General features: G+C 34.4%; 22 protein-coding genes, 1 other RNA gene and 1 pseudogene. 11 read left to right on the plus strand and 13 right to left on the minus strand.

What is annotated here, in order from left to right; all coding sequences use genetic code 11:
* Positions 1 to 26 precede the first annotated feature (26 nt).
* The 5 genes from ACEN25_RS14540 to ACEN25_RS14560 all read left to right on the plus strand — a co-directional run bounded on the left by ACEN25_RS14540 (position 27) and on the right by ACEN25_RS14560 (position 5,582).
* Entirely contained in the window at positions 27 to 1,007 is a 981-nt protein-coding gene (locus ACEN25_RS14540) for a DUF368 domain-containing protein (RefSeq protein WP_441803540.1), read from the plus strand.
* Entirely contained in the window at positions 997 to 2,013 is a 1,017-nt protein-coding gene (locus ACEN25_RS14545) for a DUF368 domain-containing protein (RefSeq protein ID WP_441803541.1), read from the plus strand. Before ACEN25_RS14540 ends, ACEN25_RS14545 begins: the two co-directional genes overlap by 11 nt.
* An 80-nt stretch (positions 2,014 to 2,093) precedes the next feature.
* Positions 2,094 to 2,825, plus strand: coding sequence for a shikimate dehydrogenase family protein (locus ACEN25_RS14550; RefSeq protein WP_441803623.1), 732 nt, complete (start codon positions 2,094 to 2,096; stop codon positions 2,823 to 2,825).
* Positions 2,826 to 2,910: 85 nt separating this feature from the next.
* Complete coding sequence (locus tag ACEN25_RS14555) at positions 2,911 to 4,941, plus strand: DUF349 domain-containing protein (protein ID WP_441803542.1); 2,031 nt, start codon at positions 2,911 to 2,913, stop codon at positions 4,939 to 4,941.
* 14 nt (positions 4,942 to 4,955) lie between these two features.
* Positions 4,956 to 5,582, plus strand: coding sequence for a class I SAM-dependent methyltransferase (locus tag ACEN25_RS14560; protein WP_441803543.1), 627 nt, complete (start codon positions 4,956 to 4,958; stop codon positions 5,580 to 5,582).
* A gap of 51 nt (positions 5,583 to 5,633) precedes the next feature.
* Here the strand turns inward: ACEN25_RS14560 and ACEN25_RS14565 are convergent, their stop codons facing one another.
* The 6 genes from ACEN25_RS14565 to ACEN25_RS14590 all read right to left on the minus strand — a co-directional run bounded on the left by ACEN25_RS14565 (position 5,634) and on the right by ACEN25_RS14590 (position 10,189).
* Complete coding sequence (locus tag ACEN25_RS14565; RefSeq protein ID WP_441803624.1) at positions 5,634 to 6,602, minus strand: hypothetical protein; 969 nt, start codon at positions 6,600 to 6,602, stop codon at positions 5,634 to 5,636.
* On the minus strand, positions 6,592 to 6,657 hold the full coding sequence (locus tag ACEN25_RS14570; protein WP_441803625.1) for a KxYKxGKxW signal peptide domain-containing protein: 66 nt from the start codon (positions 6,655 to 6,657) through the stop codon (positions 6,592 to 6,594). Before ACEN25_RS14570 ends, ACEN25_RS14565 begins: the two co-directional genes overlap by 11 nt.
* Before the next feature lie 230 nt (positions 6,658 to 6,887).
* The gene (locus tag ACEN25_RS14575; protein WP_441803544.1) at positions 6,888 to 7,424 is read right to left on the minus strand and encodes a 1-acyl-sn-glycerol-3-phosphate acyltransferase; all 537 of its coding nucleotides are present in this window, start codon (positions 7,422 to 7,424) and stop codon (positions 6,888 to 6,890) included.
* On the minus strand, positions 7,424 to 8,179 hold the full coding sequence (kdsB, locus tag ACEN25_RS14580) for a 3-deoxy-manno-octulosonate cytidylyltransferase (protein WP_441803545.1): 756 nt from the start codon (positions 8,177 to 8,179) through the stop codon (positions 7,424 to 7,426). Before kdsB ends, ACEN25_RS14575 begins: the two co-directional genes overlap by 1 nt.
* A gap of 8 nt (positions 8,180 to 8,187) precedes the next feature.
* Positions 8,188 to 8,751 carry a DUF4126 domain-containing protein gene (locus ACEN25_RS14585; protein WP_441803546.1) on the minus strand — a complete coding sequence of 188 codons (564 nt, stop codon included), beginning with the start codon at positions 8,749 to 8,751 and terminating at the stop codon, positions 8,188 to 8,190.
* Positions 8,752 to 8,755: 4 nt separating this feature from the next.
* Entirely contained in the window at positions 8,756 to 10,189 is a 1,434-nt protein-coding gene (locus tag ACEN25_RS14590; RefSeq protein WP_441803547.1) for an ATP-dependent DNA helicase, read from the minus strand.
* 116 nt (positions 10,190 to 10,305) lie between these two features.
* Between ACEN25_RS14590 and ACEN25_RS14595 the strand changes: the two genes are divergently transcribed.
* From ACEN25_RS14595 to ACEN25_RS14610, 4 genes are read left to right on the plus strand one after another with little or no spacing between them, the layout of a single operon-like run.
* Positions 10,306 to 10,953 (plus strand): hypothetical protein, encoded by a 648-nt coding sequence (locus ACEN25_RS14595; RefSeq protein WP_441803548.1) that lies wholly within the window; start codon positions 10,306 to 10,308, stop codon positions 10,951 to 10,953.
* Entirely contained in the window at positions 10,943 to 11,740 is a 798-nt protein-coding gene (locus ACEN25_RS14600) for a DUF3822 family protein (protein WP_441803549.1), read from the plus strand. Before ACEN25_RS14595 ends, ACEN25_RS14600 begins: the two co-directional genes overlap by 11 nt.
* Positions 11,737 to 12,273 carry a 16S rRNA (guanine(966)-N(2))-methyltransferase RsmD gene (gene rsmD, locus ACEN25_RS14605; protein WP_028375041.1) on the plus strand — a complete coding sequence of 179 codons (537 nt, stop codon included), beginning with the start codon at positions 11,737 to 11,739 and terminating at the stop codon, positions 12,271 to 12,273. Before ACEN25_RS14600 ends, rsmD begins: the two co-directional genes overlap by 4 nt.
* Positions 12,274 to 12,319: 46 nt before the next feature.
* The gene (locus ACEN25_RS14610; RefSeq protein ID WP_441803550.1) at positions 12,320 to 12,703 is read left to right on the plus strand and encodes a hypothetical protein; all 384 of its coding nucleotides are present in this window, start codon (positions 12,320 to 12,322) and stop codon (positions 12,701 to 12,703) included.
* Here ACEN25_RS14610 and rnpB read toward each other — a convergent pair.
* Positions 12,702 to 13,025, minus strand: an RNA gene (gene rnpB, locus ACEN25_RS14615) — RNase P RNA component class A. The genes ACEN25_RS14610 and rnpB overlap by 2 nt on opposite strands.
* A gap of 182 nt (positions 13,026 to 13,207) precedes the next feature.
* Here rnpB and ACEN25_RS14620 point away from each other — a divergent pair.
* Positions 13,208 to 14,952, plus strand: a pseudogene (locus tag ACEN25_RS14620) (DNA polymerase III subunit gamma/tau).
* The gene (locus ACEN25_RS14625) at positions 14,952 to 15,533 is read left to right on the plus strand and encodes a tRNA-(ms[2]io[6]A)-hydroxylase (RefSeq protein WP_441803551.1); all 582 of its coding nucleotides are present in this window, start codon (positions 14,952 to 14,954) and stop codon (positions 15,531 to 15,533) included. The pseudogene ACEN25_RS14620 and the gene ACEN25_RS14625 overlap by 1 nt, the downstream one beginning before the upstream one ends.
* 70 nt (positions 15,534 to 15,603) lie before the next feature.
* Here ACEN25_RS14625 and ACEN25_RS14630 read toward each other — a convergent pair whose 3' ends face one another.
* The 6 genes from ACEN25_RS14630 to ACEN25_RS14655 all read right to left on the minus strand — a co-directional run bounded on the left by ACEN25_RS14630 (position 15,604) and on the right by ACEN25_RS14655 (position 21,356).
* Positions 15,604 to 16,143: a porin family protein gene (locus ACEN25_RS14630; protein WP_028375036.1), complete on the minus strand. Its 540-nt coding sequence runs from the start codon at positions 16,141 to 16,143 to the stop codon at positions 15,604 to 15,606.
* Positions 16,144 to 16,213: 70 nt separating this feature from the next.
* Positions 16,214 to 17,113, minus strand: coding sequence for a Ppx/GppA phosphatase family protein (locus ACEN25_RS14635; protein ID WP_441803552.1), 900 nt, complete (start codon positions 17,111 to 17,113; stop codon positions 16,214 to 16,216).
* A gap of 2 nt (positions 17,114 to 17,115) precedes the next feature.
* Positions 17,116 to 19,200 (minus strand): polyphosphate kinase 1, encoded by a 2,085-nt coding sequence (ppk1, locus tag ACEN25_RS14640; RefSeq protein WP_441803553.1) that lies wholly within the window; start codon positions 19,198 to 19,200, stop codon positions 17,116 to 17,118.
* Positions 19,200 to 19,685: a SixA phosphatase family protein gene (locus ACEN25_RS14645; protein ID WP_441803554.1), complete on the minus strand. Its 486-nt coding sequence runs from the start codon at positions 19,683 to 19,685 to the stop codon at positions 19,200 to 19,202. Before ACEN25_RS14645 ends, ppk1 begins: the two co-directional genes overlap by 1 nt.
* Before the next feature lie 11 nt (positions 19,686 to 19,696).
* Positions 19,697 to 20,341, minus strand: coding sequence for a pyridoxamine 5'-phosphate oxidase (pdxH, locus tag ACEN25_RS14650; RefSeq protein ID WP_441803555.1), 645 nt, complete (start codon positions 20,339 to 20,341; stop codon positions 19,697 to 19,699).
* Positions 20,342 to 20,429: 88 nt separating this feature from the next.
* Entirely contained in the window at positions 20,430 to 21,356 is a 927-nt protein-coding gene (locus ACEN25_RS14655) for a ribonuclease Z (RefSeq protein ID WP_441803556.1), read from the minus strand.
* Positions 21,357 to 21,358 lie beyond the last annotated feature (2 nt).

Genomic DNA, 21,358 nt, shown 5'->3' on the forward strand with positions numbered 1-21,358 from the left:
CATTTGAGGCATAACCAATACAACCAATGTCTCAAAACAGATCACTACTTAACTATGCGGTAGTTACTTTAAAAGGCTTAGCTATGGGTGCTGCAGATGTAGTTCCCGGGGTTTCAGGAGGTACTATAGCATTTATTGCCGGCATTTATGAAGAACTAATTGCCACTATAGATAAATTTGATATTTCTTTCTTTAAATATTGGAAGAAACACGGTTTTTCTAATGCGGCTGAAGAATATAACCTTAAATTCTTAGGTGCACTTTTTCTTGGCGTAGCCATAAGTATCTTATCGCTTGCAAAACTCATAACCTATTTACTAGAAGAACAACCACTTTTGCTGTGGGGCTACTTTTTTGGATTAATTGTAGCCAGTATTGTTTATATAGGAAAACAAATACAAAGCTATTCTATAGGTGTTTTTATAACTGGCATCCTAGGTATTGCGTTCTCATATTACATTACAATTGCAGAACCGTTAAGCGCAGGAGCCAGTAACTGGTTTATTTTTTTAAGTGGATTCATCGCAATTATTGCCATGATTTTACCGGGTATATCAGGATCTTTTATTCTTCTTCTATTAGGATCATATAGCATAGTATTAGGTACCGTTCGCAATTTTGTAGATGGCTTAATAGCAATGGACTTTGCGATGATCAAAGACGCAGCATTAAAATTACTTCTCTTCATGTTGGGATGTATAATTGGTTTAAAAGCATTTTCAAAAGTACTTACCTATTTATTTAAAAATCATCAGAATTTAACCCTTGCCCTACTAACCGGGTTTATGATAGGTGCGCTTAATAAAGTGTGGCCCTGGAAAGAAGTACTCTCTTACCGTACAAATTCTCACGGTAAAGAAGTGTCATTATTAGAGAAAAGCATTTTACCTCAGAATTTTGAAGGCAACCCACAAATTATTGCTGTAATTATCCTGGCTGTAATAGGCTTTTTGACTATTTTCTTATTAGAACGTTTTGCCAATTCTAAACAAAAGAATGGAATCTAAACACCGTACCCTATCAGATAAAATCTGGCTGGTTCTAAAAGGTCTCGCCATGGGCGCGGCTAATAAAGTGCCGGGCGTATCTGGAGGTGTGGTCGCTTATGTAGCTGGTTTTTATGAAGAATTTATTTACTCGCTTCAAAAAGTAAATAAAACAGCTTTTAAATTACTTCTGGGAGGTCGTATTAGAAGTTTTGCACGTTACGTTAATGGCAGGTTTCTATTCTTGCTGATTTTCGGAATGATTATTAGTTATTTTAGTGTTTCAAAAATCTTAGATATCGCAATTGAGCATTATCCACTCTATGTATGGAGTGCTTTTTTTGGGATGATTATAGGTAGTGTTTATATAATAGCTAAAGACTTCAATGAATGGTCGCGTGCTAATCTTATTATTTTATGTTTAGGTATTGTAGCAGGTATAGGTATAAGTTTATTAAAACCCGCTACACAGAATGATAATTTAATTTTTGTGTTCTTTTGTGGAATAATAGGTGTCTCAGGGATGACCTTGCCCGGCCTTTCGGGATCATTTATATTAATTTTACTAGGCAATTATGTCCTATTACTCGTAGACTCTGTAAATGCTTTATTTGATACCATTTCAGATCTTATACGCGGTGACTTTTCATTTATTAACAATCCTTTCAGAATACGTTTATTAAAAGTATTGGCAATATTCACTTTAGGTTCTGCAACAGGTTTAGTGACATTATCTAATTTTCTGGCTTTTCTTTTAATAAGATTTAAAAATCAAACAAATGCTGCTATTATTGGTTTTATTACCGGTTCTTTAGGAGTTGTTTGGCCCTGGAAAAAACCCATATTTGAAACAAATACTCTAGGCGAAATTAATTATGATCGCGTAGGCGATCCCATTCTTACCAATTATGATCGGTTTATACCAACACAGTTTTCTACTGAAAATATAATCGCGACAATTTTTATATTTATTGGTATAGTAAGTGTTATGGCGCTAGGTAAATACGGGGAAAACACCCGCGCCTAACCAAATAAAAAGGGTATCTTTGACATTTAATATTGTAATTAATTACTTGTAAAAAACAAGGTGTAATTCTAGTAATGCATATGATTAAATTGGGGCTAATAGGTAAGAATATTGATTATTCTTTTTCAAGAGTTTACTTTAATGAAAAATTCAAAAAAGAAACTATTGAGGGAACTTATTCTAATTTTGATTGTAAGTCTCCCGAAGAAATAAAAGAACTTTTTCAGAAAAGAAAAGATTGTATTGGGTTTAACGTAACGATACCCTACAAGCAAACTGTGGTCCCATTTCTTGATGAGATGAATAAACATGCTAGTGCAATAGGTGCTGTAAATACGATTAAGCGGCAGCAAAATGGAAAATTAAAAGGCTTTAATACAGATTATATTGGATTTAGAAAATCACTACAACCATTCTTAAATCAAAAAAATCACAATCACGCATTAATATTAGGCACAGGAGGCGCGTCAAAAGCAATTGCTTACGCCTTAGAATTAGAAGACATCTCCTATAAATTTGTATCACGTACGCCTAAAAAAGGACAATTTTCATACAACGAACTTAACGGTGCCATTTTATCAAAATACACACTTTTAATAAATACCACTCCGGTGGGAACACATCCTAATATTTCAGAATGTCCTAAACTTCCTTATCGAGTACTTACAAAAGATCATTTACTTTACGATTTGGTGTATAATCCTGCTGAAACGCAATTTTTAAAAAATGGTAGAGAGCAAGGTGCAAAAACAGCCAACGGACTAGAAATGTTGAAATTACAAGCCGAAGCTGCCTGGGAAATCTGGAATTAATCGCTATCAAATAAGGGGCTCTTGCTATTTGAACAGTTAATAGTATCTTTAACTCAATAAATTAAGCACCTTAACATTGAAAGAAATGTCTGAAGAAAACAAAGCATCTAAGACCGAAAAGCAAACCGAAGAGATTAAAGATAAAGCTTTGAAACCAGAGTCTTCTGAGAACGCTGTTCACACAAATGATGATCAACAAGACCACGCTGCTGAAAATCAAGATGATGCACTCACTACAGAGTCTATAGCTGTAATACAAGCTGCAAAAAGCACAGAAGAGGATGAAGACTTTGTAGTTGAAGATGAAGATGAAGATGAAGAAAATGAAGATCTCGAAACTGCACTTAGCAAAGATGTAGAAGACGAGAGCATTTCAGAACGTGATACTATTCCGCATAAGGATTATGATAGCTTAAGTAAAGAAGAGCTCATAAAAGAATTTAAAAACCTCCTCAATAAATACTACGTTCAAGCAATTAAAGAGCACGTAAATGACTTAAGAGCCTCTTTCATCGCAAAATTTGAAGAAGAGCAGGACGAGGCTAAAGACAAGTTTCTTGAAGAAGGTGGGAATATAATTGATTTCAGATATTATAATCCGTTAAAAAAAGACTTCAATTCCCTGTATTACGAATACCGTGATAAACGCAACCATTATTATCAAAATCTAAAGAAAGACCTTAACGCAAATTTAGAGACGCGTACAGCTCTTATTGAAGAATTAAAAGATTTAAAAAATGAATTAGGTGGTGAAGATAGCATCAACACAACCTTTGATAAATTTAAAGATATACAAGATCGCTGGCGTAATGCGGGCAATATTCCACGTGACCGCTACAATCTGGTTTGGAATAATTACCACCATCACGTAGAGAATTTTTACGATTTTTTACATCTTAATAGAGAGTTTAGAGATAAAGATTTTAAGGATAACTTAGATAAAAAATTAAAACTTATAGAGCAGGCAGAAGAACTTACTAAAGAGGCTGACGTAAACCGTGCCTTTAAAGAGTTACAGATGCTTCATAAAATCTGGAAAGAAGAAATAGGACCTGTTTCTAAAGAATATAGAGAAGAAATCTGGGAGAAATTTAGCAATGCCACTAAGAAAATTCATGATGCACGTCAGGAGTATTTTAGAAATATCGACAAAGTTTTTGAGGAGAATTTAGAAAAGAAAGAAGAAGTTATTTCTAAGATTGAAGCAATTGCTGCAAAACCACCTACTTCACACGGCGGTTGGCAAAAGCAGATGAAGGAAGTAAATTTATTGAGAGAATCCTTTTTTGAAATAGGTAAAGTTCCTAAAAAAGATAATGAACCTACCTGGAGGTCATTTAAAAAAGCCACCAGAGAGTTTAATCATAAAAAGAACGGATTCTACAAAGATCAAAAGAAAGAGCAATACGACAACCTTCAGAAGAAAATTGATCTAATACAATTAGCTGAAGACAATAAAGACAATGAAGATGTGCAAACAACCATTGACTTAATGAAACGTATTCAGGCAGATTGGAAAAAAATAGGACACGTACCTCGCAAAGACAGTGATAAAATATGGAAACGCTTTAAAAAAGCCTGCAACCATTTCTTTGATCGCCTCCACGCTGAGAAAAATGAAATTCTTGAAGAAGAGAAAGTTAATCTCGAAAAGAAAACCACCCTATTAGAGAAAACTAAAGCTATTAAACTTGAAGGTACTCCCGAAGAAAACCTTAAAGAAATTAAAGCCATTATAAAAGAATGGAAAGATACCGGTCGTGTACCCCATTCTAAGAAAAGTATAGATCAGGATTTTAATAAAGTGCTAGATGGCTTATTTAAAACTTTAGATCTCAGTAGAAAAGATGCAGAACTTATTAAATATGACAACCGTGTAGCATCACTGGCAGATCAAGATGGGGATCACGCATTAAATAAAGAGCGCTTTTTTATAACTAAGAAAATTGAAGAAAGCAAAGCTGAAATAAATCAATTAGAAAATAATCTTGGTTTCTTTCAACACGTGGCAGACGACAATCCTTTAGTTAAAGAAGTACATAAAAACATTGCTGAGCACAAAAAAACATTAGAAATCTGGAAAGCCAAATTAAAAAAACTAAAAACACTTTACTAATTTAAACCTAAGCGATGCAATGTCTACTATGTAATCACAGTGCTGATTTCTTGGGTAGCTTTCAAAATAGAAATTATAACAGATGCACGAATTGTGCATCTGTTTTTTTAGACCCCTCAGATTTTCCAACCTCTACTAAGGAAAAAGAGCGGTATGATAAGCACGAGAACACTTCAGATAATAGTGGATATTTAAATTTCCTAAAGCCACTTCTCGATGCCGTTCTTAAAGATCAGAATCCAGAAAATATTGGCTTAGATTATGGTTCGGGGCCTAATCCTGTACTTACCTCCTATTTACAAGAACAGAGCTATATTGTAAAGCCTTACGATCCGTTTTATTCAAACGACGCTTCACTTTTAGATACAACCTATGATTATATAATTTGTTGCGAGGTAATAGAGCATTTTCATAACCCCAATTTAGAATTCACTAAGCTGCGTACGCTCTTAAAACCTGACGCTAAATTATATTGTAAAACTAATTTGCTATCTGATTCTATTAATTTTGAAAACTGGTGGTACAAAAATGATTTTACCCATACTTTTTTCTATTCTGAAAAGACATTACAGTTTATAAAAGTCAAATTTGGGTTTAAAGAACTCAACATATTTAAAGAATATTTTGTGTTTAAAACATAAAAAAAGCGCGGTCGTTGACCGCGCTTTGAAATTTATTTAATCGATGATAATTTAATTCTTATATAGGTATAAAGACGATACACCAGAAAGCATATTATTTACCACCGGTGTAGCAGTACCAGATGTATTGCTAGATACTGAAGTAAAAGCTAATACTCTACCTCCACCATTAGCTAGTTCTGCAACATAAACTGCATCTGCATCTGCATCGTAAACAACATTTACAGGGTTACCCAGTAATGTAGAAGCACCCGCTATACGTATTTGATCTGTAAGTGCTAATGTACCACCATTAGCTACCGCATTAAACTTAGAGCTAAAGTTAGTTATTACGTGTATTGCACCATCTGTATCAAAACCTGCTGCTGTATTAGCTGCTTGTGCAATATCTGTCATTACCATAGTATCACCATCAAAATCAAGACCGTGCGTACGTACTATACCTTCTACAACTACTCTTTTAGAAGCAGTGATAGCCGCATCTGAAGTATTACTTGACAGAAAGTTGCTAAAAACTGCTAATTCATTTGTAGTATCAACTACCGCGTACAAATCATTGTTTACAAACTCAATACCCCAAAGTGGGAAATCAACGTTAAGTGTTCTACTTAAAGTAAAACCACTATTAGTACGTTCAAAAACAAATAATCTGTTATTGTTTGTTGTATTATCTGCAACTACATAAAAATTACCGCTTACTGCTAAATCTCTTGGACTTTGTAAGGCAGCAGGACCGGTAATATCAACGTTAAGTGACCCAGTTGCAGAAACAATGTCACTAATACTAATATAAGTTTGTAAAGATGTTTGAGTGGCTCCTCTAGATGCAATTGTAAAACTATCATCTTCTGGCGCGTAATAAATACCTTCTGCATCTGTAGCAGTTGTAGTATATAAAGTAGTTTCGTTAGTTAGTAGATTATACTTTGTAACATTCCCATCAGTGTGACTTGTAGCATATAAATCTGCTGTACCCGTATTCACATCTGTAGTATTATCATCATCATCACTACATGAAATAAATGCAAAAGCACCAAGTGCTCCCAGATAAATAAGTTTTGAAATTTTCATAAATTGAATTTTAGTTTAAAATAATTTTTTGTTCATTTTATAAACGCAGAATTATTTGAAATGGTTTCAATTGAATTTAAGCGAATCCTTAAATCTTTTAGATACTAAATTTCAAATTATTAGCTATCAATTATTTGTAATTACAACTATAATTTTCTTTAACTATTTTTTATGCTATACTTAAGATTGTTTAACGCTACTATCAAGCGTAAAAGCATTTTTATTTGAAAAATACTAACTTTTCTCAGGTATTTTGCCCTGTATATTTTTGAAAAAAAGGCGTAATTGTAACATATCTTTAGAAATATCACCTGTAGGGTAAAATAGTGAACCTATGTGGTGCTCTTTATCTTTAAAATTCATGGTGATTGGTAAAATAGGAACCTGTGCTTTTAAGGCGATATAATAAAATCCGGTTTTCCAGGTTTCTACCTTTTTGCGTGTACCTTCAGGCGAAAGCGCTAATCTAAATAGTTCTTGAGTATCAAATAGTGCTGCAATTTGCTCTACTTGATTTTGACCTTTTACACGGTTCAATGGGGTACCTCCCAGGCTTCTAAAAAACAACCCGAAAGGCCATTTAAAAAGTTCTTTTTTGCCAAGAAAATTAATACGTTCACCCAATGTTCCTCTAAATAAAATTCCCATATAAAAATCATGCCAGCTCGTATGAGGTGCGGCGATAACCACCATTTTATTGACTTCCGAAGGAAACCTACCCCGTATCTGCCAACCTAATGCTTTGTATATTTTCTTAAATAACCATCCCATTAAATCGCTTGTTGAGATTTTAATATAAGTCTTGCCTCTTCTAAATCTTGTGGAGTATCAATACCTATAGCCGGGGTTTCTGAAAAAATCATTTTAATTCTCTTGCCATATTCTAAATAACGTATAGCTTCAATCTTTTCTGCAGCTTCAAGATTACGCATAGGTAATGTATAAAAGTCTAGAACTGCCTGTTTTCTAAAGGCATAAATACCTTTATGCTTGTAATAGGTTACATCAATATCTCTATCTCGAGGAAATGGTATAGGTGCTCTTGAAAAATACAATGCAAAATTCTCGTGATCTACAATAACTTTTACATTATTAGGATTCTCAATTTCTGCTGTAACTGTAATTGGAGTCATCAAAGAGGCTAAATCTATATGTTCTGCTCCCTGCTCATAAAAAACCTGAAGTACATTACGCATATCTGCTTCATTTGTAAAGGGCTCATCACCTTGTACATTAACAACTATATCCACATCTAGATTCTCTACAGCTTCTGCAATACGATCACTGCCGCAGTTATGTTCTTTTTGACTCATTATAACTTTGCCACCATTTTGTAAAATGGTTTTGTAGATTAAGGCACTGTCTGTAACAACATACACATCGTCAAATAAACCTGTCTTAACAGCAGCTTCGTAAGTACGTATAATTACAGGTTTACCCTCAAGGTCTTGCATTAGTTTACCCGGGAAACGAGAGGCCTCATAGCGTGCAGGTATCATTGCTATTACTTTTAATTGTTCAGTCATTGTAAACGTTATATATTGACTTTAGTTTTTCGGTTAGAAAACCATTTTATGCATTTATAAATTAAATAAACCACAAGTATACCTGCAAACAGCGGAATAAAAATGGCTAGTATAGAAAGGAAGATGGAAACTATATTTTCAAATGTTGCAAATAAAGGATTAGCCATACCCAAAGTTGATGTTGAGGATACAGCTCTAACAGCGGCAGTAGAACCGGCAATTAAACCTGCTGTACCACCACCTCCGATAATCGCAAGAGACCACGAAACCCAAGGCTCAAAATCTCCTAAAGTGACAAAAAATAGTACAGTACCTGCAATGCCGGCAAGAGGTACCGCCACAGTGTCTAAAATAGTATCAAACCAAGGTATATAGTAGGCTAACAATTCTAATAAAGTAGCTACTCCTAATAAAATTAATGCCTGTAATGAGCCTAACCAAACCCAGCCTTCATTTAAATTGAGTACATCAAAATAAGCGGCAATGCTCAATGCTAAAAGGGGTAAAAAAATACGAAAACCGGCTGCAGCTGCCAGCCCTACTCCCAGGCAAATACTTATTAAAAAATCCATTCTCCTAATTTTCTATAAACATATCATCTTTAAAACCTATAAGATAAAGTTTTTTTCGAGCTCTGGTTACCGCTGTATAGAGCCATCTTAAATAATCTTTATCCATACCATTAGGAAGGTACGGTTGTTCGACCATAATAGTTTCCCATTGCCCACCCTGTGATTTATGACACGTAATGGCGTATGAGAATTTTACCTGTAGTGCATTAAAAAACTTGTTGTTTTTTACTTTAAGAAACTTCTTATACTTAGATGTCTCATCTGCATAATCTTTCATCACCTCTTGATATAATTGATTTCCCTCTTCATAAGATAGTGAAGGTGTTTCTGAAGTAAGAGTATCTAATAGTAAAACTGTTTCAAAAGGAGCAAGATTTGGGTAATCTGTCATTTTTATTTTTACTTCCGCAAAGCGGAACCCATAAATCTCTTTTATACTGAAAATCTCCAGAATTTCAATAATGTCGCCATTTGCTATAAAACCAGCATCACTTTTAATATCGAGCCAAAAATAATTATTCTTGACCACCATAAAATAATCTCCCGGGCTTACCTCTTCTTCTTTAAAGAGAATTCGAGAGCGTATTTGTTGATTATACAAATTGGCACGTTTATTAGATCTAACAATTATTGCTGTACCTTCATTACCATATTCTTGGTAAGAATCACCTAGAGAGTCCATAATCTCGTGACCATCTATAAGACGTACCACATCGCTCTGATCACTAAGGTCAAATCTAAAATCTTCATACAAGCCCTCATTAAGAAACTCACGCATGCGTGTGGCATTTTTGAGAATACCGCTCGTTTCTGCCTGGCGCATCACTTCATCAAGTTCGATACTAAGTACCTTTTTATTAAACTGAAGCTCTAAATGCCGGGCATCTAAAGCCGGACTCAAATCCATCTTAACGGGTGGTAACTGTGCATTATCACCTATTAAAAGAAGCTTGCACTGATGTCCACTATAAACGTAAGACATGAGATCTTCTAGTAAAGAGCCATTTTCAAATAACTTAGACTCTGATGCAGCATCAGAAATCATTGATGCCTCATCAACTATAAATAATGCATTGCGGTGTTTGTTTTTTTGTAATGTAAAAGATACTCCACCACCACTCTCTTTTTTAGGATAATATATTTTTCTATGTATAGTTTGAGCGGGTTCATCACTGTAATTAGAAATGACTTTTGCGGCCCTTCCTGTGGGTGCTAATTGTATAAAGGACATTTTTATTTTCCACAAGTTCTTAACAATAGTCCCTATTGCAGTCGTTTTACCGGTACCTGCATACCCTTTTAGAAGGTAAATTGTATCATTTTTAGGATCTAATAAAAACTTACTAAGTTGTTGTAAAAGAATGTCTTGCTTTAAAGTTGGGGCGAATGGGAAATCCTTTAGAAGTAGTTTGTAAAATGCTTGATAATCCAGCTCCATAGCTATTTATTGATTCGGGTAAAGATAGTAATGAATTTTTCGGGATATCCTTTAACGATTAAAAAAAAATTGTAGATTTGTCGGTAACCATTATTAAATCTAAAACCACACATCGAATGAAATTAGTATTTCAGTTAGTACTTTGGGTTGTTATCGGAGTATTAGGATACCTTCTTTTTAACTCAGTTTACGGCGAAGTTAAATTTAATGATCTTAAAGTTGTACGTTATCAAAAATCAGTTAACAAACTTAAAGACATTCAAAAAGGACAATTAGCGTTTAAACAACTTAATGGCAAATTTGCCGGTAGCTTTGATGAACTAATTAAATTTCTTGATACCGCAGAGTTTACACTTACTGAACGTCGCGATACGTTAGTTCTTGATGAAGAAGCTACAAAACGTTACCGTGTAGATACACGTAAAGAAATTACTATTATCGATACACTAGGTACAGCCTCTGTTAAAGATTCATTATACCAGGGAACAGATCGATACAAAACGATGATGAATGTTCCTGGAACAGATAAGCAATTTGAAATGGAAGCAGGAACTGTTCTTAAAAACGATGTTCAAATTCCTGTTTTTGAAGCTAAGGTTTCTAAAGATGTAATATTATTTGATCAACCAAAGGATTACGTTGCTAAAGAAAAACAAACAGTTTCTGTTGAAGGTGTAAATGGTGCTTATCTATCTGTAGGTTCTATGACCGAAGTAAGTACAGCTGGTAACTGGCCTCAAAGTTACGGCGACAGTGAAGACTAATTCTCTGGTAAATCCAGAACTTAATATATTATCCATCCAGGTTAGCCTGGATGGATTTTCGTTTTATATATATGATGATAGTTCTGCAAACAGTCCTCTTAGCAAACAATTTCCCTTTAAAAATGTTCATACTGCTGAGCATGCGTTAATAGAAATCCAAAAAATATTTGATCATACGCCAATTCTTCACAATAACTTTAAAAAAGTTGTTGTCATCTATGCAAATGAACTTTTTACAATAGTTCCCAAACATCTATTTGACTCTAAAAACCTAACTGATTATTTAAAGTTTAATACTAAAATTTTAAAGACAGATTTTATTGTTTATGATGAACTGGAAAGGTTGGGACTTATAAATGTATACGTACCTTACACAAACATAAATAATTTCTTTTTTGATCATTTCGGTACATTTACTTATTATCACAGTCAGACTGTTTTGATAAAAAATGTATTGGAGCGCGCAACAAACCTCGATGCATCAACATTTTTTGTTCAGGTTGGTTTAAAAACAATTGATGTAGTGGTTTATGAGGGCAATAAATTACTGCTGAGTAATCATTTTAGATTTGATACAGATATAGATTTTGTATATTATATTCTCTTTTGTTTTGAACAGTTAGGTTTAAATCCTGAAGAAACCACGTTAAAAATCAGCGGTAATATAAATGCAGAAGATTCTAAGTATTTAATACTTTATGATTACGTACGTAATGTACAAATAGCAGAATCTGTAGAACAGGATCAATTGAATTATTCTTTTTTAAAATACAATCTAAATTTATGAGAATTATCAGCGGCAGCTTTAAAGGCAGACGTATAACGGCTCCAAAAAAATTACCGGTACGACCTACTACAGATATGTCTAAAGAATCGCTCTTTAATATTTTACGTAATAGATACAGTCTCACCCGTGTAAATGTCTTAGATCTTTTCTCTGGGACAGGTAACATTAGCTATGAGTTTGCTTCAAGAGGAGCAGAAGCAGTTACCGCTGTCGATGGCAATGCCGGTTGCACAAAATTTATAGAAGAAACAGCAGCTTCGTTTGAAATGAATATTAAAGTGATTAAGTCTGATGTTTATACTTACTTATCACGGGAAACTAATCAATACGATATCATTTTTGCAGATCCTCCTTATGATTTTGAAAAGGAGCAATTTTCAAAAATCGTTGAATATGTAATAGATAATGATTTGCTATTACCAGAAGGCAGTCTAATAATTGAGCATAGTAAAAATACAGATCTACAAGATCACCCTTCATTTTTTGAAATACGCAAATACGGTGGTAGTGCTTTTAGTTTTTTTTCTAAGTAGTTTTTAGTTAACTTAATATAAAAAATAACTATTTAAGAAAATTAGAATGACCCAAAGTCTAAAAACAATTGATCTAAGTTTTTGCAAACTTACTTTCGCAGAAAACTATGTAATTTCTGAAATAAATCAGGGAGTTGTTCTTAATAAAGAGCTTTTTAAAGAAGCAGGCTCTGTTTTATTTGATCACTTTAAAGATGATCAAAACTATGTGTATATCGCTTATAGAAGAGCAGATTATAATGTTAATCCCGTAGATTATATTAATTGCTCAGACTACCCTAATATGCTGGCCGTTGCTGTTGTAACTAACACCGAAGCTAAGCGCAGTACTGCAACTTTTGAAAAGGCGTTTTTTCCTAAACCTTACGAGATTTTTAATACGCTAGAAGATGCGATTGATTGGGTAAAGAATAACTTTGAGAATTTATAAAAAAAGCAGACCTGTAAGCCGGATTCTGTTCTTATTGCAAGCAATAATACCTTATCATTTATCTAGACAAATAATTACTTATTTGTTCTATCTGCCTACCCTCCGGCATCGCACGAGACGCACTTAATTGCCGGTTTACATGGCATTGCACCGCATAGAGTTTACCTGGTTTCACTACAGCATTACCTGTACATACTTTCTGTTGCACTTGTCCTTAAGTTAATAATTACTTACTAACTTAGACGGCCGTTAGCCGCTATGCTTCCCTATGGTGTCCGGACTTTCCTCCCTAAATAATTAGAGCGATAAGGCGGTCTGCTTTGCGCAAAAATACACTTTTAAAACCTACGATAGTTGTTTTAAATAAATTTCACCGAAGACCCATTGTTAATAAGAAAATCGCAAAAAACACAAATCTGTACTGTATATTGACCTAGCTATTTTTATCTTTGAGCATCTATTAACCGAATCTCTTTTCGGTTTAAAAACCTATATTTTAAATCTGTGGAGCAATTCATCGTATCAGCCCGAAAATACAGACCCGCAACGTTTAAAGATGTCGTGGGACAACAGGCTATTACTAATACGTTAGAAAATGCCATTGCTAATAATCATCTCGCACAGGCCTTACTTTTTACAGGTCCCAGAGGTGTAGGTAAAACCACGTGCGCACGTATTTTAGCTAAAAAAATAAATCAGCAAGCAGATGAAGTAATAGATGAGCATGAAGATTACGCATTTAATATATTTGAATTAGATGCTGCTTCTAATAACTCTGTAGATGATATACGTAACCTTATTGATCAGGTACGTATTGCACCTCAGGTAGGTCAATACAAAGTATATATTATTGACGAGGTTCATATGCTCTCTTCCGCAGCATTTAATGCATTTCTAAAGACCTTAGAAGAGCCGCCTAAGCACGCTATATTTATTTTAGCAACTACTGAAAAACATAAAATAATACCCACTATTCTTTCTAGATGTCAAATATTTGATTTTAAAAGAATTACAGTAAAAGATATTCGCGAGCATCTTGCAGATATCGCTAAACTAGAAGGTATTACTGCAGATGAAGAAGCATTGCACATTATCGCTCAAAAAGCAGATGGAGCATTAAGAGATGCATTATCTACCTTTGACAGGGTTGTAAGTTTCTGCGGAAATGATCTGACAAGAGCTGCAGTTACCGAAAATCTAAACGTACTTGACTACGATACCTACTTTGAATCTACAGATCTTATTCTAGAAAATAACATTCCACAATTGTTATTAAACTTTAATGAGATTTTATCAAGAGGCTTTGACGGGCACCATTTTATAGCAGGTCTTGCATCTCACTACAGAGATTTGATGGTTTGTAAAAATGCAGCGACAATTACCCTTTTAGAAGTAGGTGATCAAACTAAGGCTAGATATCACGAGCAGGCAAAAAAAGCAGACTTTGATTTTTTATTGCAGGCTTTAGAAATCGCTAATGAATGTGATTTAAAATACCGTACAAGTCGCAACCCCAGGCTTCTTGTAGAACTTTGCCTAATGCAAATGGCCTCTATCACTTTTGATGGAGAAAAAAAAAAGCTTCTAACTTTATAATTCCTGCTTCGTATTTTCAAAATGCTCAACAAGGATTAACTAACCCTCAAACAGCAAAACAAACTGAAGCTTCTGTAATTGAGAGTGTATCTAAATCTACAGTAGCACCAGTACAAAATACTCAAGAAACTGTACAGACAACACCTACACCTACGGTCAAACCCGAAATAAGGCCACAAACCTCGGTAAACCCGGGTCATGTATCAAGTCTTTCATTAAAAGGGCTTAGGCGTAAGAAAGAAATTCTTGAAAAAAAGACGGTAAAAGAAGTTGACGTTAGTCAATTGCCAAAAGATCCTTTTACTGAGAATGCATTACTCGCTACCTGGAAAGAATATGTAGGCCGACTTCAAAAGAAAGGAGAGAAAATTTTGGCCTCAAATCTTGAGACAGATACGCCCACGTTAAAAGGAACTGTTATTCACTTAGAGTTTCCTAATGAAACGATGCGGGTTGAACTAGAACGAGCTCAGCATAGCTTATTAGAATATTTAAAGCGTAAACTCAACAATTACGATATTACCATAGAGATCACGGTTAATGAGGCTGCAGAACGCAAATATGCGTATTCGCCACGTGAAAAATATGAGAAACTAAAAGAAAAGAACCCAGATTTAGAAATTTTACGAACCACCTTTGATCTTGATATATAATGTTAGGCCTTAAACTTCCCACAGACCCAAGATGGGTTAATATAGTAGAAATGAATATTGATGATATTCTGTCTGATCACGCGTTTTGTGAGCAAAAAGCAGCATCAACAGCCATATCTCTTATCGTCTCATTTCCCGAATACACCGAGCTCGTACAAGAAATGATTGCTTTGGTTAAAGAAGAAATTAGTCATTTTAAACTGGTTCACGATAAGATAATTGCTCGCGGTAATGCTTTGGGTTATGATCGAAAAGATGAGTATGTAAATAAACTGCTTAAATTTTTTCCTAAAGGAGGTAGTCGTACTACGCAACTTGTTCACAGACTACTGTATGCTGCACTAATTGAAGCACGCAGTTGCGAACGCTTTAGGTTATTATCTCAAGAATTAAAAGATGCAGACCTTAGAACTTTTTATCACAATTTAATGGTAAGCGAGGCAAACCACTACACTATGTTTTTAAGATTTGCACGTAAATATGGTAATGAAGACGAGGTAAATTCAAAATGGCAGAATTTACTAGAATTTGAAGCTGAAATAATGAAAAATTTAAGTGTACAACAAAGCATACACGGCTAGAAAATTTATGACAATAAAAAACCAGTTCAATTGAACTGGTTTTTTTATTATTTTTCATTTCTCTTAATACCTATAATCTATATGCAGCTGATAGTGTAAAGTATCTATTTTTTCCTTCTTTAGCTGAATTCACAACATCTATAAAACCAAAGTTATAGCGAGCTTCTAAGGTAAGACCATCAATAATTTGATAACCTATTCCACCTACAGCAGCAACATCATAATTTTTATATTCATATCTGTTAAAAGAATTCCAGATAGCAAGACCTACCTGAGGCCCCACGTGCACATTAAATCGTTGTTTGCTGTATCTAAGCAATAATGGCAATTGAAGATAATCAAGTTCTGCACGTTCTGCATTAGCACTACCCGGTACAGAGTTAGGTTTATTTCCCTGCGCAGAGTATAATAATTCTGGCTGAAAACCTAAAGAGCCACTTAATGGAATATCTGCAAAGACACCGGCAACAAAACCATAACGGCTCAAAGCATCATCATAGTCACCACTCAATTCTGAAACATTTAATCCTAATTTTGCACCATATCTCACATTTTGCGCAAAAGAAGTTGCAGAAGCTGTAATTAATAAAACAAGTAATAATTTCTTCATAATAAATATTTTAATTGGTTTCATCGATAAATTGGGCTCTGCAATATTACTATAATTTTTATTTGATAGTCTAAACAACTTGATTTTTATCGTTATACAGCGATTTTATGATGCCATCTGACAGCCCTATTTTAGGAACGTGTATATTTTTTGACCTACTCCACTTCATTGCTGATAAATAAATACGGGTGGCCGGTATAATAACATCGGCTCTATCTATATTCAACCCTAATTCAGTAATGCGTTCTTCATAGTTATAGGATTGTAAAAATTCGTAAAAACTCACCATGTAGAAATAGGTTAAAGGCTTACCATCTTTCTTACCACTTAGTTTAAATATTTTATTAATGTTTCCGCCAGAACCTATTAAATCTATTTTGGCGTGTCCTTTTGTAACTTCTTTTATCCAGGTTTCTACATCTTCCCAAACAGTATGCCCAACTAATCCTTCTAACAGCCGTACAGTACCTAATTTAAATGATTTTGAGGCAACTACTTCTTTATTGCTGTATAATGTAAACTCGGTACTACCACCACCCACGTCAACATACAGATATGACCTATCTGTAGAGATTAATGATTGTAAGTCTGTATTTGCGATAATTGCAGCTTCATCATTGCCATCTATAATATTAATTTTTACTCCGGTCTTTTTAAATATTTGCCTAACAACATCTTCTCCATTTTCAGCTTCACGCATTGCAGAGGTAGCGCAGGCCTTATAATCTACTACTTTATGCGAACGCATTAAAAGTTTAAAAGCTTCCATCGTTTCTGTCATACGCACGATGTTTTCTTCAGAAATGCGCTTTTCTTTAAATACATCTCCTCCTAATCGGATAGGTACACGCACTAATGAACTTTTGCGAAATAGGGGTTCACGGCCTTCTATTTCAATCACATTAGCTACTAATAAACGAATGGCGTTAGATCCAATATCTATAGCCCCATATTTTTTAAACTGAATCATAATTAGTTTAATTTATTTAAGTAGTAATCGTATGTAGCAAACTGAGACCGTAAGGGGGCTTCATCATTTTTACGATACGCATTATCTTGTAATGCTGTAATCTCACGAGCTTTTACATTATCATTCCAACAAATTGAATAGGTCTCTATAATCTCTTTCTTCACATCTGCATCGTAAATAGGACAGGTGACTTCTACCCTATTATCAAGATTACGCGTCATCCAGTCTGACGATGATATATAAACTTTTTCTTCACCCTCTTCCCCAAAAATTAATACTCGAGGATGTTCTAAAAATTTATCTACAATGCTAATAAGACTAATGTTTTCACTCATTCCCTTAACTCCGGGAATTAAGCAGCAAACACCTCTGATAATCATATCTATCTTCACTCCTGCCTCACTTGCAGCGTATAATTTATCTATGATGGAATAGTTAGAAATACTATTTAATTTAAGCCTTATATATCCCTTTTTACCACTTTTTACTTTCTTGATTTCGTTATCAATTAATCTAAAAAATGTATTTTTTGCGTAATGCGGGGAAATTATTAAATGCTGATAGGTATTTACAATGTAATTTGTATCGAAGAAATTAAACAGTTTTATGAGATCTTTTAAAATCTGTTTGTTTGCAGTAAATAGTGTATAATCTGTATATATCTTAGCCGTCTTACCGTTAAAGTTACCCGTGCTTATAAAGCCATAACGCTTCAGTCTACCTGACTCAAGACGCTCAATCACACATACTTTGCTGTGTACTTTTAGTCCCGGAACGCCAAAAATGAGCTTAATACCTTCATCCTGCATTTGATTTGCATAGCGCATATTACTTTCCTCATCAAAACGTGCTCGCAATTCTATTTGTACCGTTACATCTTTACCATTTTTAGCTGCATTTATTAACGCACTGGCAATGTGACTCAATTTAGCCAAACGATAAATTGTTATTTTTATAGTTTTAACTTTAGGGTCTAAAGCAGCTTCACGCAGAAATTTAATTACATAAGCAAACGTATGATAAGGTGTGTATTGCAGAAAATCTTTTTCGGCTACCTTTTTAAACATACTGTCATTAAGACTGATATTTGTTATAGGTAAGGGCTTATGAGTGGCATATAATAAATCTGTACGTCCAAGACTAGGAAAACCCATATAATCTTTACGATTATGGTAACGACCTCCGGGTATTATACTGTCTGTATTTTCTATACCTAACTTTTCAAGCAGAAAATTTAACGTATCTTTATTAATCGCCTGATCGTGCACAAAACGAACAGGTTCTGCATCTTCTCTACCTTTTACACTTTTAGATAATTTCTCTATAAAACTCTTACCTAAGTCTGACTCTAAATCAAGTTCCGCATCGCGGGTAATTTTAATCATATGAGCAGAAATTTCATCATATTCAAAAATGCTAAATACAGATTCTAAGTTGTACCGAATAAGATCATCTAAAATCATTATATAATCTATCCCATCTACCTGTGGCAACACAACAAAGCGATCTAATTCACTTGGTATTTCTACTAAAGCATGGAGTATTTTCTTGGTAACCGAATTTTTCATCGTTACGGTGAGATATGCCTCTAAATCCTGAATACGCGGTAAATCAATATCTTCATTGAGCATTATTGTTACTAGCGCAGGACTTACTTTTTCCATAAAAAAGGTTTTAATAAATTCACTATGCTCTGGGTAGTGAACCTCATTTTCCTTTATTATATAAATACCCTGATCTTTAAGACGTGAGTGTATAGTATCTATTATACGTAAACTTTCTTCCTGCTGCTCAATTACTATACGTGTTATCTTTTCTAAAAGTTCGTCTGCAGCATATACTCCTAAAGCTTTACGGCCACGTTTACCGGCTTCAACAATTCGCTTAACTGTAGCATATCGTACTTTAAAAAACTCATCCAGATTGTTAGAAAAAATCCCAACAAAGCGTAGGCGCTCAATAAGTGGCACTGTCTCATCTGCTGACTCTTGCAATACCCGAGCATTAAATGACAACCAACTTATTTCCCTATTTATATAACGTGATTCGTCTGCTACTAAGGTCGCTGTATTCAATTTATTATCCATTAATTAAGTTGCTTAGGTTTAACATATAGAATAGTTTCACCTTTCTTAATGGCACTCCAGTCATTAACATCAAATGTAATTGCTGTAAATGCAGCGGTTGAAACATTGTCTATGCTTTTACTTCCATATTGATTTACCCAAAAGGTTAAGGCGTTGTTATGGCCAAAAATCATAAGACGATCAATACGCTTATCACACGATTTGATTACTGTATCTAGTTTATTACCTGTAAAATCATATAAACGTTTATCAAGCTCCAGTCGCTCCTCTGGGATGCCTAATTCTTTAAGATATAAAACAGCCGTACTTTTTGCACGTACCGCATCACTACTTATAATGCGCTGAGGAATTTTTATTTTCTCTCGTATAAAAACTCCCATCTTAGTGGCATCATCTAAGCCTCGTTGATTAAGAGGACGCAAATGATCTTCAAGATTAAACTCCCATGAGGATTTAGCATGTCGTACCAGATAAAGTGTTTTCATACATAGTAAAATTAAGGAGCAAGTCGTTCTAATTTCCAATGTACCCCTCCCGGAGTATACAACAACCTATCGTGTAATCGATTAGGTCTGCCTTGCCAGAATTCAAATGATACTGGTTTAATACAGTAACCTCCCCAATAATTTGGTTTCGGTATTTCTTTATTTTTAAATTTCTGCTCAAGATCGGCAAGTCTATTTTCTAAAAAATTGCGGTCTGCAATTACATCGCTTTGTGGTGATGTCCACGCACCAAGTTGACTACCACGTGGTCTTGAATGAAAATAAGTCGTAGAAACTTCTTCAGAAACACGCTCTGCAATACCCTTAATGATAACCTGTCGCTCTAGATTAGGCCAGAAAAAAGATATACATACGTGCGGATTATCAGCTAAAGCCTTTCCCTTTTCACTCTCATAATTTGTATAAAAAACAAAGCCATTTTCATCATAGCTTTTTAAAAGAACAATACGACTTTTAGGAAAGCCATCGCTTCCTACAGTTGCTACTGTCATTGCATTAACTTCCTCAACACCAGCAGCATCTTCTACTTCTTCAAACCACTTTTTAAATTGATTGAAAGGATTAGCATCACTTTGATCAATCGTTAATGCATTCTTATCGTAAGATTTTCTATAATCACTTAAATCGTGTGCCATATTGAGATTTTAGAGCAATTTACGCTAATGATTAATACTGTAAAAAGTCCGTTACTATCTTTTACATTTATTTAAATTAAAGTCATAACTAATTTGCACTTGATAATTCGTCAAAGTCAAAAATTTTACCGTCATCTGCCGTAAGTACATTCTCGAACTCAAGTTTAGCTTCGTTTGCAAAAAGTGTAAGATCTGGGTAGCGTGTACTGTAATGTCCTAAAATAAGATATTTAACATGTGCCTGTTTAGCCATAAGGCCTGCTTGCCGAGCTGTAGAATGGCCAGTAGGTTCCGCTAACTTGGCATGAGCCTCTAAAAATGTAGACTCATGATACATATACGTGACTCCCTGTAATTGTGGCAAGTTATCTGGTTTATAAACCGTATCACTGCAAAATGCATAACTTCTTGGCGGGTCTGGATCAAACGTTAATTCTTCGTTGGGTATGAGCGTACCATCATCGAGCAACATGTCTTTACCAGACTTAATTTTTTTATAATATAATACGTCTATCTCTTTTTTAAGAACAGCGCTCATATTCAGTTTACGCTCTCCTTCTTTCTCTTTAAATAAAAATCCATTAGTATAAATGCGATGTTTTAAAGGAATGGTTTCTACGGAAACTTTGTCGTCTTCAAACAGGATTTGCGGTTCTTTAGATTCTAATTCGTGAAAGTATAGTGGATAATTTGTCCAGCTATTAGACAATTTTAACTGAAGCGTAATAGCTTGTTTGATCCCTTTGGGACCGTAAACGTGCAGTTCTCCTTCTCTATTAAGCAATCGAAAAGTAGATATTAAACCTACTAAACCAAAGAAATGATCCCCATGCAAATGCGAAATAAAAATATGCTTGATTTTTGAAAACTTAACTTTATTTCTTCTTAGCTCAACCTGAGTTCCTTCTCCGCAGTCAATAAGAAAAAGGTGGTTTTTTATTTGTAATACTTGAGAAGTAGGATTTGTAAATGTACGTGGCGTGGCTGCATAGCAACCGAGTATAGTAAGCTTCATTA

Origin of the sequence: Leeuwenhoekiella sp. W20_SRS_FM14 (assembly GCF_052119605.1) — a bacterium.
In the GTDB taxonomy this organism is placed as follows: Bacteria; Bacteroidota; Bacteroidia; order Flavobacteriales; family Flavobacteriaceae; genus Leeuwenhoekiella.

What these genes read in the sequence shown, in the direction of transcription:
- ACEN25_RS14540 (WP_441803540.1), top strand. Translation starts at nt 27, where the DNA reads ATGTCTCAAAACAGATCACTACTTAACTATGCGGTAGTTACTTTAAAA.
- ACEN25_RS14545 (WP_441803541.1), top strand. Translation starts at nt 997, where the DNA reads ATGGAATCTAAACACCGTACCCTATCAGATAAAATCTGGCTGGTTCTA.
- ACEN25_RS14550 (WP_441803623.1), top strand. Translation starts at nt 2,094, where the DNA reads ATGATTAAATTGGGGCTAATAGGTAAGAATATTGATTATTCTTTTTCA.
- ACEN25_RS14555 (WP_441803542.1), top strand. Translation starts at nt 2,911, where the DNA reads ATGTCTGAAGAAAACAAAGCATCTAAGACCGAAAAGCAAACCGAAGAG.
- ACEN25_RS14560 (WP_441803543.1), top strand. Translation starts at nt 4,956, where the DNA reads ATGCAATGTCTACTATGTAATCACAGTGCTGATTTCTTGGGTAGCTTT.
- ACEN25_RS14575 (WP_441803544.1), bottom strand. Translation starts at nt 7,424, where the DNA reads ATGGGATGGTTATTTAAGAAAATATACAAAGCATTAGGTTGGCAGATA.
- kdsB (WP_441803545.1), bottom strand. Translation starts at nt 8,179, where the DNA reads ATGACTGAACAATTAAAAGTAATAGCAATGATACCTGCACGCTATGAG.
- ACEN25_RS14585 (WP_441803546.1), bottom strand. Translation starts at nt 8,751, where the DNA reads ATGGATTTTTTAATAAGTATTTGCCTGGGAGTAGGGCTGGCAGCTGCA.
- ACEN25_RS14590 (WP_441803547.1), bottom strand. Translation starts at nt 10,189, where the DNA reads ATGGAGCTGGATTATCAAGCATTTTACAAACTACTTCTAAAGGATTTC.
- ACEN25_RS14595 (WP_441803548.1), top strand. Translation starts at nt 10,306, where the DNA reads ATGAAATTAGTATTTCAGTTAGTACTTTGGGTTGTTATCGGAGTATTA.
- rsmD (WP_028375041.1), top strand. Translation starts at nt 11,737, where the DNA reads ATGAGAATTATCAGCGGCAGCTTTAAAGGCAGACGTATAACGGCTCCA.
- ACEN25_RS14610 (WP_441803550.1), top strand. Translation starts at nt 12,320, where the DNA reads ATGACCCAAAGTCTAAAAACAATTGATCTAAGTTTTTGCAAACTTACT.
- ACEN25_RS14625 (WP_441803551.1), top strand. Translation starts at nt 14,952, where the DNA reads ATGTTAGGCCTTAAACTTCCCACAGACCCAAGATGGGTTAATATAGTA.
- ACEN25_RS14630 (WP_028375036.1), bottom strand. Translation starts at nt 16,143, where the DNA reads ATGAAGAAATTATTACTTGTTTTATTAATTACAGCTTCTGCAACTTCT.
- ACEN25_RS14635 (WP_441803552.1), bottom strand. Translation starts at nt 17,113, where the DNA reads ATGATTCAGTTTAAAAAATATGGGGCTATAGATATTGGATCTAACGCC.
- ppk1 (WP_441803553.1), bottom strand. Translation starts at nt 19,200, where the DNA reads ATGGATAATAAATTGAATACAGCGACCTTAGTAGCAGACGAATCACGT.
- ACEN25_RS14645 (WP_441803554.1), bottom strand. Translation starts at nt 19,685, where the DNA reads ATGAAAACACTTTATCTGGTACGACATGCTAAATCCTCATGGGAGTTT.
- pdxH (WP_441803555.1), bottom strand. Translation starts at nt 20,341, where the DNA reads ATGGCACACGATTTAAGTGATTATAGAAAATCTTACGATAAGAATGCA.
- ACEN25_RS14655 (WP_441803556.1), bottom strand. Translation starts at nt 21,356, where the DNA reads ATGAAGCTTACTATACTCGGTTGCTATGCAGCCACGCCACGTACATTT.